The 13556-nt window shown below is 65.9% G+C and carries 11 protein-coding genes; 9 read left to right on the forward strand and 2 right to left on the reverse strand.

Annotated elements, in window-relative coordinates; genetic code table 11:
* Positions 1-17: 17 nt before the first annotated feature.
* The 7 genes from I5E68_RS12820 to I5E68_RS12850 all read left to right on the forward strand — a co-directional run bounded on the left by I5E68_RS12820 (position 18) and on the right by I5E68_RS12850 (position 8377).
* Positions 18-1733: an amidohydrolase gene (locus I5E68_RS12820; RefSeq protein WP_228726974.1), complete on the forward strand. Its 1716-nt coding sequence runs from the start codon at positions 18-20 to the stop codon at positions 1731-1733.
* A gap of 22 nt (positions 1734-1755) precedes the next feature.
* A complete protein-coding gene (locus tag I5E68_RS12825) occupies positions 1756-2397 on the forward strand; it encodes an FMN-binding negative transcriptional regulator (RefSeq protein WP_197164241.1) in 642 nt (213 codons plus the stop codon).
* A 273-nt stretch (positions 2398-2670) separates the two neighbouring features.
* Positions 2671-2940, forward strand: coding sequence for a translation initiation factor IF-1 (gene infA, locus I5E68_RS12830; protein WP_197164244.1), 270 nt, complete (start codon positions 2671-2673; stop codon positions 2938-2940).
* A 743-nt stretch (positions 2941-3683) separates the two neighbouring features.
* Positions 3684-4493: a glycosyltransferase family A protein gene (locus tag I5E68_RS12835; RefSeq protein WP_197164246.1), complete on the forward strand. Its 810-nt coding sequence runs from the start codon at positions 3684-3686 to the stop codon at positions 4491-4493.
* Positions 4490-5536: a sulfotransferase family protein gene (locus tag I5E68_RS12840; protein ID WP_197164248.1), complete on the forward strand. Its 1047-nt coding sequence runs from the start codon at positions 4490-4492 to the stop codon at positions 5534-5536. Before I5E68_RS12835 ends, I5E68_RS12840 begins: the two co-directional genes overlap by 4 nt.
* Before the next feature lie 57 nt (positions 5537-5593).
* Complete coding sequence (locus tag I5E68_RS12845) at positions 5594-7117, forward strand: B12-binding domain-containing radical SAM protein (RefSeq protein ID WP_197164250.1); 1524 nt, start codon at positions 5594-5596, stop codon at positions 7115-7117.
* Between the two features lie 12 nt (positions 7118-7129).
* Positions 7130-8377 carry a nitric oxide synthase oxygenase gene (locus tag I5E68_RS12850; RefSeq protein ID WP_197164252.1) on the forward strand — a complete coding sequence of 416 codons (1248 nt, stop codon included), beginning with the start codon at positions 7130-7132 and terminating at the stop codon, positions 8375-8377.
* Here I5E68_RS12850 and I5E68_RS12855 read toward each other — a convergent pair whose 3' ends face one another.
* Entirely contained in the window at positions 8378-8887 is a 510-nt protein-coding gene (locus I5E68_RS12855; protein ID WP_197164254.1) for a DUF2938 family protein, read from the reverse strand. It lies immediately after the preceding gene.
* A 22-nt stretch (positions 8888-8909) separates the two neighbouring features.
* Complete coding sequence (gene pyrC, locus I5E68_RS12860; protein WP_197164256.1) at positions 8910-9947, reverse strand: dihydroorotase; 1038 nt, start codon at positions 9945-9947, stop codon at positions 8910-8912.
* Between the two features lie 685 nt (positions 9948-10632).
* On the opposite strand from pyrC, the gene I5E68_RS12865 reads away from it, so the two are divergent.
* Both I5E68_RS12865 and I5E68_RS12870 read left to right on the forward strand, forming a co-directional pair.
* Positions 10633-12477 (forward strand): copper resistance system multicopper oxidase, encoded by a 1845-nt coding sequence (locus tag I5E68_RS12865; RefSeq protein ID WP_197164258.1) that lies wholly within the window; start codon positions 10633-10635, stop codon positions 12475-12477.
* Complete coding sequence (locus I5E68_RS12870) at positions 12474-13526, forward strand: copper resistance protein B (RefSeq protein WP_197164259.1); 1053 nt, start codon at positions 12474-12476, stop codon at positions 13524-13526. Before I5E68_RS12865 ends, I5E68_RS12870 begins: the two co-directional genes overlap by 4 nt.
* Positions 13527-13556: the final 30 nt, after the last annotated feature.

A 13556-nucleotide genomic window follows, 5' to 3' on the forward strand; every position in this document is an offset into this window, starting at 1 on the left:
CGCGCAAGAGTAACGGCATGAAGAAATTCCCCGATCACACACTTCGCGGATGCGTGAAGACTGACCGGCGCACCCTCGTCGGCGGCTTTGGCGCCACGCTGCTCGCCGGAATGCTGGCAAGTCCGTGGCGTGCACTGGCCGCCGAGCGTGGGCTCGACCTCGCACTTGTCAACGGCCGTTTCTGGACCGGCCTGCCCGGACAGCCCGCCACTGGCGCGATCGGCATCCTCGGCAACCGCATCGCGGTCCTGGGCGAGGACGCGGTGAGGAGCCTCTCGACCCGGCGTACACGGGTGATCGATCTGGGCGGCGCCTTTGCCATGCCCGCCTTCACCGAGGCCCATACCCATTTCCTCAAGGGCGCCGCGACGCTGGTCCAGCCCGACTTGCTCAAGGCTCGGGACCGCAGCGAATTTGCGGCCCTGATCGCCGCCACTGCCAAGCAGCGCCCCGGCAAGTGGATACTGGGCGGCACCTGGGACGAGCAACGCCTCGGCGGCGGTCTGCCCACCCGCGACTGGATCGATGCCGTCACCCCCGACACCCCGGTCGCGGTACCGCGTACAGACCTGCACAGCACCTTGCTGAACACCCTCGCGCTCAAGCTGGCGGGTATCACCCGCGACACCCCCGATCCGGCGGGCGGCGTGATCGTTCGCGATGCCGCGGGCGAACCGACCGGCATCCTTAAGGACAACGCCCGCAAACTGGTCGAGCGGGTGATCCCGGCGATGTCGGACAGCGAAGTTGACGATCTCATCACGCGCGGCATCGACCATGGCCTGAGCAAGGGCGTGGCGCAGATCCACAATCCGGAGATCGACTGGAGCGTCTACCACCCCTTGCGGCGCCTGCACGCTCGCGGGGCGCTCTCGGCCCGCTTCCAGGCCTATGTCCCGCTGGCCGACTGGGAAAAGATGGCTGCCATCGTCGCAGAGGAAGGCACCGGCGACGACTGGCTGCGCTGGGGCAAGGTCAAGGGACTGTCCGATGGCTCGCTCGGATCGCGCACCGCCGTCTTCTACGACGACTATGCCGATGCCCCCGGGCAGAAGGGCGTGCGCGTCACCGGTCTCGACGATCTCGAGCAATGGATCGCAGCGGCAGACGCCCATGGCCTTCAGGTCGCGACCCATGCCATCGGCGATCGCGCCAACGACGAAGTGCTCGACATCTACGCCCGCGTCGCGCAGGCCAACGGCCCGCGCGACCGGCGCTTTCGCATCGAACATGCCCAGCACCTGCGTGCCTCGAGCATCGCGCGCTTTGCCAGCCAGCAGGTCGTCGCTTCGGTCCAGCCCTATCACGCCATCGACGACGGCCGCTGGGCAATCGAACGGATCGGTCCCGAGCGGCTTCAGGGTACGTACGCCTTCGGTTCGCTGCTCGCGAGCTGCGCGCATGTCGCCTTCGGCTCTGACTGGCCGGTCGCCCCGCTAGACCCGCTGACCGGAATCGAGGCCGCGGTCACGCGCCGAACCATCGACGGAGCCAACCCCGAAGGCTGGCTGCCCGATCAGAAGATCACCGTCGAACAGGCGCTCACCTGCTACACCGCAGGCAATGCCTGGGCGGGCTTCATGGACGATCGCGCAGGGCGCCTCGCGCCCGGCTACCTTGCCGACATCGCGGTGTTCGACGCGGACCTCACGACCATCGCCCCTTCCGCTCTTCCATCAGCGAAAGTGCTGCACACTTTCGTCGATGGACAAGAGCGCTACGCCGCACAGTGACGGGCCACAACAGGGAATACGCATGAGCACGATACCTGCGACCGGCACCGGACCGGCGCCATTCGAGCAATTTACCGACGCGGACCTGCGCGACCTGATCGCCCAGTTCCCCCTGGCCTGGGTCCTGCCATGCAGCTGCGATGCAGGCCTGCCCAGCCTGCTGCCGATGCTGCTGCGCTGCGACGAGGCCGGTAGGCCAGTGTCCCTGCTCGGCCATCTCGCGCGGCGCAACCCGCTGGTCGAAGCGCTGCGCGCCGCGCCCCATGCCCTGTTCCTGTTCACCGGCCCGCAGGGCTACGTCTCTCCAGGACTCGTCTCGAACCCGGCCTGGGCGCCGACCTGGAACTATGCGCAGGTCCGGATCGAGGCGAAGGTACGCTTCAGCGAGGGACGCGCCGACGAGGCGCTCGCCGCACTGGTCGGGCACATGGATCGCGATGATGCCACAGGCTGGCAGCCGCGCGACGTTGGAGACCGATACGATGCGATGGAGCGCGCGATCATCGCCTTCGAGGCCGACATCACCCGCATCGAAGGCCGCTTCAAGCTGGGCCAGGACGAGACCGATCAGACCCTCGGACAGATCCTGGAGGGACACCGCGATCCGGCGCTCGTGCAGTGGATGCGCCGCGCCAACGACGAGAGGCTCACAGGCACGACCTGATCGCGCCCGCTTACCAGGCAACCTTGCGCTGACTGCCGCGCCGAACGCAACTGCGGGTGTGTCAGATCGACCACCTGCATCGCGCGCCAGCCGTGATGCCAGCATGATTGCAATTTTTCCCACGATGGCCTATATCTCCCCTGCCGCGTCGCCAGCGACGGGAATTTCGGCCGCTTCTGGCGGCTTCCCTTCCTTTTCCAGCTGCTTGGCCTGCTGACTTGCCGATAGCGTGCAAGCCCTGCCAAGTGCGTTCAGTTTTTTGGATTTATAGAATTGGCCAAAGAAGAACTTTTGACGATGGAAGGCTGCATCGAGGAAATCCTCCCCGATGGGCGCTTCGCTGTACTGCTCGACAATGATCACCGGATCATTGCCTACACCGCCGGCAAGATGCGCAAGTTCCGCATCCGTTCGGTCGTCGGTGACCGCGTTCACGTCGAACTGACGCCTTACGACCTCACCAAGGGTCGCATCGTCTTCCGTGAGCGTACGCCCGGGCAGGCTGGCGGACCTCCGCGTCGGCGCGGCGGCTTCAAGAGGTAACGTAGGCGCGGCACGAAGCCGCGCATGACAAGGAAATTATGCAAATTGAAATGAAGGGTGCGGACAAGCGCCCCGCGAATACCGAGTACACTCCCCTTATTGCTGCATCGCTGATGACGCCGCGCAGGTCCGAGGGACAACTATCCCGCAAGCACTTGCGCCGCCTCGTCGCGGCAATGGTCGACTGAACAGGCCTGCTGACTGGCGGCGAAAGCCGCGCCAGCATCAGGGCCTGAAGGGGGCCGAAACCTTCCCGGGACTGATCCCGGGGAGGGGCACGCCACGGCCAAACCCATTGCGAGACCAATCGCCCTCGCAGGCAGCCAAGTTCAGCTTGACCATCTGGCTCGATAACGACGCCCGATGGCTGCTCGTGTTGCCCGGCATCTCCATCCACACTTTCATCGACCGCCCTTTGGCCTGCGTGTTCCATGGCGCTTCAACGGCTTGCCTGTCACATACCGGGACAGGCGCACTCAGGCGTGCGCCACCGCGCGTCGGGACGGCTTGATGTAGCAGACCGGATGCTCGTAGAGACGGTCTGAAGCCTGCTTCCCTGATCATGTCCAACGAGGCAGCTTCGGGGCGACAGGCGCCGACACAGTTCAACCACTTCCCGAAAGGCGCTGCTCCGAAGGCAGGTCGACAATACGGGTCCTTGGGGTCGCGCAGGTTTGACAGGTGCTCACATTCCGGTCCCGGACCGAAGCCTCGAAATCATCGTGCCTGTCCATGACGAGATCGTGGCCCTGCAGAGCAGCGCCCCGCTTCTGCTCGAGGGCCTTCCTGCCGATGCCCGGCTCATCTATGTCTGCAACGGCTGCACGGACGACAGCGCGGCATACCTTCGCAACCTTCGCGATGCGCGCATCACGTTGATCGAACTGCCGAAACCGTCGAAGAGCGCAGCCTTGCGTGCAGGCGAAGCCGCTTGCTCGGCGCTTCCCCGCTTCTACGTCGATGCCGACGTGGACGTCACTGGAAGGACAATCGCAGCACTTGCCCGCGAGCTTGACGGCGATGACGCGATCGAGCTGGTCTCGCCGCAGCTGCACTTCGACCTCACGCATTGCGGACCGCTCGCCCGACGGGTCAATGCACTGTGGCTCAAACTGCCCCACGGCAGCGCCAGCTCGTTCCAGCAAGTGATCGGGATCAGTGCCGCAGGCCGCTCGCGCTGGGACGTGATGCCCGACATCACCGCCGACGACAGCTTCATTGCCGCACATGTCCCCGCCCAGTTGCGCCGCAAGGTGACAACGCAGAGCGCAACCGTGCGCCCGCCGGCCAGCATCGCCGCGCTGTTCGGGGTCCGCCTGCGCATCCTCAAGGGGCTGGACGAGCTCGCAGCCATAGGCATTGCCCGTCCGCGCGCACCCGGCCAGCGGTGCGCCTTGCGCCGTGCCCTGCTGGACCCGCACACGACTCTGGGCGCGCTTGTCCATATTGCCATCGGGCTTGCCGCCAAGGCAGCCTATATCGCGGGCATGGGCCGCCGCGGCTGGTACCGCGACGAGACCTCGCGCGCGCGGCTGGCAAGGCAGTCGTCATGACCGGCCCCATATTCATCACCGGGGCCTCGCGTTCGGGGACCGAGCTGCTGCGCGCCGTACTCAATCGACATCCCGAAGTGCACATCACGGGCGAAAGCCATTATTTCGCCGATCCGCGCGCGCGCCTTGCCGATCCGGCCCGACCGACCCCGCGCGAACGCGAGGCGCTGCTCGATCACTTCATGCGCGTCTCGATGCACGGCTACGGGCTGCCGATCTCCCCGACCCAGGGCCCGGGCCGCGCTCGCCTTGAACAGGCCTGGGCCCGGGAAGGACAAGGTGCCGACGCCCTGTTCACCGCCAGTTGCCGCGCCAACGCCGCCTTGGAGGGCAAGGTGCGCTGGGGTGAGAAGACCCCGCGCCACCTCTATTGCATCGACCAGATTCTCGCCGCTTTTCCGGAAGCCAAGATCATCGTGTGCCAACGCGATCCGCGCGCGGCGGTGATCTCGTATCGCGACTGGCGCAACAACTGGTTCGATAGATCCCAACTCGGGGCAAGCGAACTGGCCGCCGTCGAACAGGAGGAAAGGCGCGCCCGCCGCTCCTACAACCTCACCATCGCCAGCCTCTTGTGGCGCTCGGCGATCGAGGCCGGTCGCGCCGCGCAGGCCCGCCACGGCACCGACAAGGTCCGGCTGCACAGATACGAAGACCTGGTCGAAAACCCTCAATCAACCGTGAGGGCAATCACGGACTGGCTCGGCCTGCCCTTTACAAATGATGTCCTGAACGTAAACATCGTTAACAGTTCTTATACCAAGATTGCCAATTCGCGGGGTATCGATCCAAGAGTTGGTTCGCGATGGCGCGAGAAGATCTGCAAAAACGAAGCGGCCTATATCGAACTGCTCACAAGTAAACATATGCAAGATTCAGGTTACGAGCGGGAGTACGGTCGGCCGTCGGCCAGATTTCTGGCCATCGAGATCGCAAAACTCGCTCCCGCTACAGCGAGGATTGCTCTTGCCAACCACGCCCGGATGGGAAGCCCCTTGAAGTTCATTTCGGAAAGAATGCGAAGCCTTGTCCAGTCCGCTTGAACAGCAGAGCTGCCACGTTCGTCCAAACTTAACGGTCCACGGCGAAAGGATGAGCGCATGAAAGCCGCAGTTGGCATCGATAACGTGCTCCCGCTCTCCCCGATCGGCAGCAAGCCCCGCAATATCCTGCTGGTCGACCTCAACAACTTTGCCAGTTTCCCGACGCTAGCGGTGGGCATCATCACCGCGTCGCTGCGAAACCACGGCTATCGCGTGCAGATGATCTCGCCGCTCGCCTACGACGTGCCGGCAGCCGAGCGCGAGCGCGCCGAGACTTTCGTCGACCACCTCCAGCGGCGCATCCACCTTTCCACATTCGCGCCCTTGCGCGCGGCCCGCGACGGCCTGCGCCGGGCACGTGACTGGTACCGCAACCGCCCGCACCCGCGCGTCCTTTCCGAAGTTGCCAAGGCACTGCGCGACAAGCCCGATGCAATCCTGCTGTCGGCCTATCTCCAGCACCACAGCACGGTGCGCGAGGTCGGCAAGCTTGCGCGCGATGCCGGCGTGCCGCTGGTCCTTGGCGGCCCCGCCTTCAGCCAGCCGGGCACGATCGAGGCATGGCGCACCATCCCGGGCCTCAGCCTGATCGCCGGAGCCGAAGCCGACCTCATGTTGCCCTCGCTCATCTCGACGCTGCTCGACAAGGGCGACCTGACCGCCTTCCCCGGCGTCACCCTGCCAGAGGGGCCGGTGCGTCCCGCCGCGCCGCCGCTGCGCAATCTCGACGCCTCGCCGGTCCCCGATTTCACGGACTTTCCCTGGGATCGCTACCCGGTACGCATCATCCCGATGATGGCCAGCCGCGGCTGCCAGTGGAACAAGTGCAATTTCTGCTCGGACATCGTCTCGGTCAGCGGCCGCACCTATCGCAACCGCAGCCTCGATTCCGTGCTTCACGAAATGCGCGAGCAGGCCGCGCGCCATGCGACGCAGAACTTCCTGTTCCTCGACCTCAAGCTGAACTCGAACCCGGCGCTGTTTCGCGGCATCATCGAGAATGCCCAGCGCGTGGTGCGCGGCGCGCAGTGGATCGGCACCGTCCACGTCGACCTGCGCCCCGACAACGGCCTCTCGCGCGCGGACCTGCGGGCCGCGGCCAGCGCGGGGCTGCGCCGCGTCAGCTTCGGGCTGGAGAGCGGCAGCCAGCGCATGCTCGACCTCATGGACAAGGGCTGCAGCGTCGAGGCCAATTCGCAGTTCATCCGCCATGCCCACGAGGCCGGCATCAGCGTGCGCTCGACGATGTTCAAGGGCTACCCCGGCGAAACCGCCGAGGACCTCGAGATGACCGCCGACTTCCTCGAGGCCCACCTGCCCTACATCGACCGCATCCGCTACAACGAGTTCTCGATCCTCTCGGGAACCCCGATCTACGAGCGCATGGTCGGCAACGACGAGGCCTATCCGAGCCTGCACACCTTGCGCACCGACGATCGCAACGCGCGGCTGTGGTACCGCAATTCGGAGACCGGTGGACGCGCCTACCGCAAGGCCAAGTCGCGCGTGCTCGACCTCGTCTTCGCGATCAACAAGCGCAAGATCCGCTCCTCGGCGCGCGTGTTCGACGGGCTGATGTAAGGCGCGCGCCGGATGTACATCGACAGCCGATCGAACTCGGACCCCCTGCGCCGTCGCCTGCGCCGCCTGACCCGTCAGGAGCGGATCGAGGAAGCGGTCGCCTTCGTGCGCCAGTACCACCGCGAGAACGATCTCGATCCCGCCCTGTCCCGCCAGCGCGAGCGCGAGGTCTCGACGTCGCTGCGCCGCACCGGTCACTACGAGCACACCCGCGAGGAACTGGCCTTCGGCGCACGCGTCGCCTGGCGCAACCACGCGCGCTGCATCGGCCGGCTGTTCTGGAAGTCGCTCGAGGTGTTCGACTGCCGCGACATCACCAGCCCCGACGCCATTGCCGGGCAAGTGGTCGAGCACCTTCGCTTCGCAGGCGGCAACGGGCAGGTACGCTCGGCGATCTCGGTCTTCGCCCCTGTCGTCGGCGATGCCATCCCCGCCTACATCGAGAACCGGCAAGCCGCGCAATATGCCGGGCACCTCCGGCAAGGCGGCGGCATCCTGGGAGACCCGCTCAACGCCGAGTTCACCCGCATCGTGACCAGCATGGGCTGGCGCCCGCCCGAAGCGCCGGGGCGTTTCGACCTGCTGCCGCTGCTGATCCGCGACCCCGCCGGGCACCGCCACGTCTACGACCTGCCCGCCGACAGCGTGCGCGAAGTCGACATCCGCCACCCCGCAAACCCGGGCTTCGCTGAACTTGCCCTGCGCTGGTACACCGTCCCCCTCGTCTCGGACATGATCCTCACCATCGGCGGGATCGACTACCCCTGCGCGCCGTTCAACGGATTCTACATGGGCACCGAGATCGCCTCGCGCAATTTCGTCGACCATAACCGCTACGATTTGCTCGACGAGGTCGGCCGCGTGCTGGGGCTCGATCAGCGCGATGCCTTGTGGAAGGATACTGCGCTCACCGAACTCAACCGGGCGGTGCTCCACTCGTTCGACGCAGCGGGCGCGACCATCGTCGATCACCATACCGCCAGCCGCCAGTTCCTCGACTTCGCACAGAAGGAGCAGGCCTGTGGCCGGGTGGTCTCGGCCAACTGGAGCTGGATCGTCCCGCCGCAGGCCTCGGCCGCTTGCCAGACCTTTCACCTGCCGATGCGCGATCACCAGGACGTGCCCAACTACTACCGCTCGCGCGCGCTCGATGCGCAGCACATGCAGATCAGCTATTCGACGATCCAGATGTCGCGCTGGCGCTGGCGCTGGCGCCGCGCTCTGCGCCGCACCCGCGCCTACCTGCGCCGCCGCTTCTGATCAGGGAGCAAGCAGCTGGGCAAGGGCCAGCGCGCAGGCGAACTGTGCCGCCGCGAACACACCGTGCCCGACGATCATCATCGCGATCTTCTGCCCCTGATTGGGCAGTTTCGCGCCGAGGAACCCGGCTCCCATGCCCGGCATCAGGATGGTCATGCCGGCAAGCGTGCTGATCATCATGCCAACCACGATGAAGGCACCGGCATGCGGGGCAGAAATGATCATGGTGCCGTAGAGCATGACAACGAGCGCCGCATAGCCCAGCCCGACGAGGTAGTGAAAGGCCCAGCCGAGCCCCTTCTCCGCGCGCGACGGCTCCGCTGTATTAGCGCCATCGAGCACGGCCTGCCCCCTGCTCAGCCCGACGAGCCAGCGCCCGACAAAACCCCAGTTGGTCGGCGTGAGCCCCGCCACCTTGTCGAGCAGAACAGCCCAACCATCGAGGACCAGCGTCGAGCCGATCCCGACGACGAGAATGAAGGCGAAGATATCGGTAATGACCTGTCTCACTCCGGAGAGATCGAGCGCCAGTTCAGCCGATCAGACGCCAGCGCAGCGTTTCGCCGGCATGGAACGGAACGACGTTGATATCGCCATCGACGATGCTCTCCGGCACGACGACTTCGGCCCGCTCGAGCGTCACCGTCGTCTCGTTGACCGGCAGACCGTAGAAGGCAGGTCCGTTGAGCGAAGCGAAGCCCTCGAAGTTGGCGATGGCATCCTCTTCCTCGAAGACCTGCAGGTAGCTCTCGAGCGCATAGGGCGCGTTGAAGATGCCAGCGCACCCGCAGGCGGCTTCCTTGCGCCCAATCATGTGCGGCGCGCTGTCGGTGCCGAGGAAGAACTTGGGCGAACCCGATACACCCGCCTTGCGCACCGCGAGGCGATGATGCTCGCGCTTGGCCACCGGCAGGCAGAAGGCATGCGGACGAATGCCGCCTGCGAAGATCGCGTTGCGGTTGATGATCATGTGCTGGGGCGTGATCGTCGCAGCCACCTGCGGCCCGCTCGCCTCGACGAAATCGACGGCATCCTCGGTCGTGATGTGCTCGAAGACGATCTTGAGCGCCGGGTAGTCCCGTACCAGAGCGCTCATCGTGCGCTCGATGAAGACGGCCTCGCGGTCGAAGATGTCGACTTCGCGATCGGTGACCTCGCCGTGGATCAGCAGCGGCATGCCGATGCGCTGCATCGTCTCGAGCACGCCTGTCAGCTTGCGGATGTCGGTCACGCCATGCGCGGAATTGGTGGTCGCATTGGCCGGGTAGATCTTGCAGGCGGTGAAGACACCCTCGGCGAAGCCGCGCTCGATCTCGGCGGGATCGGCGTCGTCGGTCAGGTAGCAGGTCATCAGCGGGGTGAAGTCAGCCCCCGCGGGCAAGGCGGCAATGATCCGCTCGCGATAGGCCTGTGCAGCCGAGACGGTGGTAACCGGCGGGGTAAGGTTGGGCATGACGATCGCGCGCGCGAACTGGCGCGCGGTATAGCCAAGCACCGCCTCGAGCATCTCGCCATCGCGAAGATGCAGGTGCCAGTCGTCGGGGCGGCGGATCGTGATCTGTGCAGTCATGGCATCGCCCTAGCTCCAAGCTGCGCCCGCGTCGATGGCGTGTTTCGCAAAACCGGCGCCCCAGGAGCGTAAATTGCGCCCGATCATTGCCTGATATCCCGCCATGCCCTATCTCTGGCGCATCAGAGGAACGCGACCGGTTCATGCACGCAGGCCTGCCAGTTCGCCCCAGGCGGCACCCCGCGCAAGCTGCTCGCAGCTTGTGGGCTGCGCTGTGCGCACTGATGGCGCTTGTCTTTCTCGGCAGTGCGCCGGTCATGGCCCACGCTTCGTGGGCAGGGGCTGCCCCTCACGCGACGATGGGTCTCGCAGCGTCCGTGACCGGCTCCATGCACGGCGCGATGCACACTGGCACGCCGGCTGGCACGCCGGGCGATGGCTTGCAGGATGAGAACTGCCATCGCAGGTCCGGGCTGTCGCAGCACGATAGCGGCTCGAAACCATTGCATTGCCTCGCGCGGTGCCTTGCCACGATGGCAGCGGTGCCCCCCGGGCTCTCTGCGCCTCTTCGCGGCAGGACCGAGTTCGGATCGCATCGCCAGCTTCACCTGACCCGTGAACTGGCATCGACTGCCTGCGCGCTCGACCCGCCGCCGCCCCGGCAGGCCTGATCGGGCGCGCCAGCGCGCGCCATTCCCGCATCAGACCGAAAGACCAGACCCGGCGCGAGCCGGAAGGACGAACCATGATTTCTCACGCCATGAACCGGCGCGCCTTGCTGGGCGCCGTAGCAAGCACGGGCAGCGCTGCTGCAATCTGCACGCTGTTTCCCGACTGGGCCCGCGCCCAGACCATGCACCACCATCCCTCCGGCGCCGCACCTGGCAGCGCACCCGATACCACCAGCGCGCTGCAAGGCGAAGACATCAAGCTCTCGATCGCCCGCACCCCCTTCTCCCTTGGCAAGCGCACCGCGATGGCGACGACCGTCAACGGCAGCCTTCCCGGACCGCTCATCCGTCTGCGCGAAGGTCAGGATGTCAGGCTCCACATCACCAACGGGCTCGACGTGGACACCTCGATCCACTGGCACGGGCTCCTGCTGCCGTTCGAGATGGACGGCGTGCCCGGGGTCACCTTCCCCGGAATCAGGCCCGGCGAAACCTTCACCTATCGCTTCCCCGTGCGCCAGTCGGGAACCTACTGGTACCACAGCCACTCCGGAGGGCAGGAAGGCACTGGCCTTATGGGCCCCCTGGTCATCGACCCGGCCGATGGCGAGCGGATCGCGGCCGATCGGGAAATGGTCATCGTGCTGTCCGACTGGAGCTTTACCGCACCAATGGAGATCCTGCGCAAGCTCAAGATCGCTCCGGACTACTACAACTTTCGCCAGCAGACCTGGTTCGAAGCCCCTTCAGGCAAGCCCATGGCCCTGCCCGACAAGCTTAAATGGGGCCGCATGCGCATGTCGCCGGCCGACATCGCCGACGTCACCGGGGCGACCTACAGCTATCTCGTCAACGGCCATGCTCCCGAGGCACCGTGGAGCGGCCTGTTCCATCCGGGCGAGCGCGTGAGGCTGCGGGTGATCAATGCCTCGGCGATGACCTTGTTCAACCTGCGCATTCCCGGCCTGCCCCTCACCGTGATCGCTGCCGACGGCAGCGACGTGAAGCCGGTCGAGACCGACGAGGTCCAGATCGGTGTTGCAGAAACTTACGACTTCCTCGTCACGCCCGGAGACCGGGCCTACACGCTCGTCGCGGAATCCATCGACCGTTCGGGCATGGCCTGTGCCACGCTCGCCCCGCGGCCGGGCATGCGAGCACCGCTCCCGCCCCTGCGCAAGCCTCCCCTGCTGACCATGAAGGACATGGGCATGGGCGATATGGGTTCCATGAATGGCATGGGGGCTATGGATGGCATGGACCATTCGATGCACCACGGCGCGGGCGAGGCAGAGGCCAAGGCCGAGGCGAAGTCCATGGACCATGCAGGATCGATGCGAATGCGCGATCCGGACAACGCGCCCGGCGTCACGTTGACGCCAGGCGTCGACATGATCGCCCCGATGCCGGTCGACCGCACCGGGGATCGCGGCCTCGGGCTGGACGATGTCGATCACCGCGTCCTCGTCTATACCGATCTCGAGGCGCCCGGACCGCGCCGGGACATGGCCCCGCCTACCCGCGAAATCGAGGTTCACCTGACCGGCAACATGGAACGCTACATGTGGTCCTTCGACGGGCAGCGCTTCTCCGAGATCGTCGAACCCATCCGCCTGTCCCATAACGAGCGGGTACGCTTCAAGCTCGTCAACCTGACGATGATGACTCACCCGATCCATCTCCACGGGTTCCTCTTCGATCTCGTCAACGGCAAGGGCGATCGCCAGCCGCGCAAGCATACCGTCAATGTACTGCCGGGCGGCTTCGTCGCCTTCGACGTCACCGCCGATGCTCCTGGTGACTGGGCGTTCCACTGCCACCTGCTGCTGCACATGATGTCGGGCATGTTCAATGTCGTGACCGTAAGGCCGCTCGAGGACGAGCCCGGGCGCGATAACGCGGCAGGAGACGTGGCATGAGGATATCGCTAGCCTGCGCGCTCGCGCTCTCGCCCCTGACGGTCCCGGCCCTCGCCCTTGCCCAGACCGGCCACGCGCAGATGGATCACGCAAGTCACGGCCATGCAGGGCACGACATGACCGGCATGGCGCAGCCCGCACCGGAGGATGACGGGCAGTCGCATGCCGGCCACGGCTCTAACGACGCTACGACCATGCCAGACGACCATCACGGTCATGGAGGCAGGGCCGGCCATCACACCATGGCCAGCGACACCGGATCGGACACGTCCGCCATGGCGATGCCCGACAGCGCCCCGGTTCCCCATGCGCCGCCTCCTGCGGCTGCATTCTCGGGACCGGCCCACGCTGCCGATCAGATCTATTCGCCCGAAGCCATGGGCGAAGCGCGGCACATGGTCACGCACGAGATGGGCGGGATGCGCACCACCTTCGTCCAGCTCGACCGGCTAGAGCTGCAACCAACCAAGGGCGCCGACGGCCTGGCTTTCGAAGCCGGAATTCGCACCGGAGGGGACATCGACCGGATCTGGATCAAGACGGAGGGCGAAGGTGAAATCGGCAGCGGCATCAACGAGGCTGAAGTATCGGCCTTGTGGAGTCACGCGATCGGCGCCTGGTTCGATCTGCAAGGCGGTGTGCGCCAGCGACTTCGCGAAGGCCCCGACCGTACCGAACTGGCCGTCGGCGTTCAGGGGCTCGCGCCGTACATGTTCGAGCTCGATGCCGCCGCCTATCTGTCCACCCACGGCGAACTGACGGCCGGCGTCAGCGCCGAAGTCGACCAGCGCCTCACCCAGCGACTGATCCTTCAGCCGCGCGTGGAGGTTCAGTTGTCGGCACAGGACATTTCCGAGCTGGAAATGGGGAGCGGCCTGACCTCGCTCGAGGCCGGTCTGCGCCTGCGCTACGAGTTCGCCCGCGAATTCGCGCCTTACATCGGGGTGGAATGGCAAAAGAAGTTCGGCGCTACCGCCCGCTACGCGCGGGCCGCTGGCGAAGATCCTGACCGGATCGTCGCCGTCCTCGGCATCCGCGCCTGGTTCTGACGTTCATCGGCTGGCTGCCCCGCTGCAGCC

It is taken from the genome of Novosphingobium aureum, assembly GCF_015865035.1.
GTDB classification, from domain to species: domain Bacteria; phylum Pseudomonadota; class Alphaproteobacteria; order Sphingomonadales; family Sphingomonadaceae; genus Novosphingobium; species Novosphingobium aureum.